The following is an 867-nucleotide window of genomic DNA, read 5'->3' on the forward strand; positions in this document are numbered from 1 at the left end:
TGTCAGCACCTCTTTTTCGGTACCCTGAAGCTTCGTCACGTCTTCAGACTGTGCTTGGTGTAGCTTGTCACCGCCCGTGAATCCGGACAGGTCGCGGTCAGGGCCAAGACGGTGATCGAGCGCGCCGGACCCGACAAGATAGCTGTACGCGGCTGTGGCGGCCAGCCCACCGAGGATGAACGCCGGCACGACCGCCTGCGCGTTCTTCGGTCCGTATGCGAGTCCGGCACCGCCGGTTGCGGCAGCACCGGCAGTCACGCCGATGCCTTTGATGAACGTGCGGCGGTTCGTCGGAGCTGCGTGTTCTGGTGTCTGTGCGTCGTCTACTGCGTCTACGTCAATATCTGTGTTATTTTGAGTCATTGGAGGGCCTCGAAAGAGGTGGTTACCGTACGTTGTTCAGCTTCTCGAGCGTCCCTTTGTGAACTGTTCCGAGGAAAACGACCGAGCTTGTTCCGAACACGATCAGGCTTGTCGCGGGGTCGGATACCCAACTGGCGACGGTTCCTGACAAGAACACGGTACTGATTCCGGTCGATGCAACGAACGGCACCGCACCGAGCCAGGCCTTAGCTCGCTGGACACCGGCGAGCGACACGCCAGCGTACGTTCCGAATCCACCGAGCCCGATGGCCATCCCGTTCGTGACCGTTCCGAGATCACCCGCATCGAACAATGTCTGGTTGAAGAAGTCGATGATGGCACCTGCGCTGCCTGTTTCAACAAACAGAGCAGCGATAAGCACCGCACCACCGAGTGTCTGTGCGCCTTTCGTTACCGAGTCTACGCTTGCTTCTGGTTTCTGCATGCATGTCTAGCTAATTCCTCTGTTTATTAAACAGTTTGGCGAAGTTAATATTAGTGATG

General features: G+C 57.6%; 2 protein-coding genes. Both read right to left on the minus strand.

What is annotated here, in order from left to right; all coding sequences use genetic code 11:
• The coding region (locus tag DVK07_RS19865) for a twin-arginine translocation signal domain-containing protein (RefSeq protein WP_121598543.1) at positions 1–363 on the minus strand (363 nt) is incomplete at its 3' end.
• Between the two features lie 22 nt (positions 364–385).
• Complete coding sequence (locus DVK07_RS19870) at positions 386–808, minus strand: hypothetical protein (protein WP_121598542.1); 423 nt, start codon at positions 806–808, stop codon at positions 386–388.
• Positions 809–867 lie beyond the last annotated feature (59 nt).

Origin of the sequence: Halorubrum sp. Atlit-26R, from assembly GCF_003666015.1 — an archaeon.
Taxonomy (GTDB): domain Archaea; phylum Halobacteriota; class Halobacteria; order Halobacteriales; family Haloferacaceae; genus Halorubrum.

Excerpts from the sequence above, each read along its gene's own strand:
- DVK07_RS19870 (WP_121598542.1), bottom strand. The coding sequence starts at position 808 with ATGCAGAAACCAGAAGCAAGCGTAGACTCGGTAACGAAAGGCGCACAG.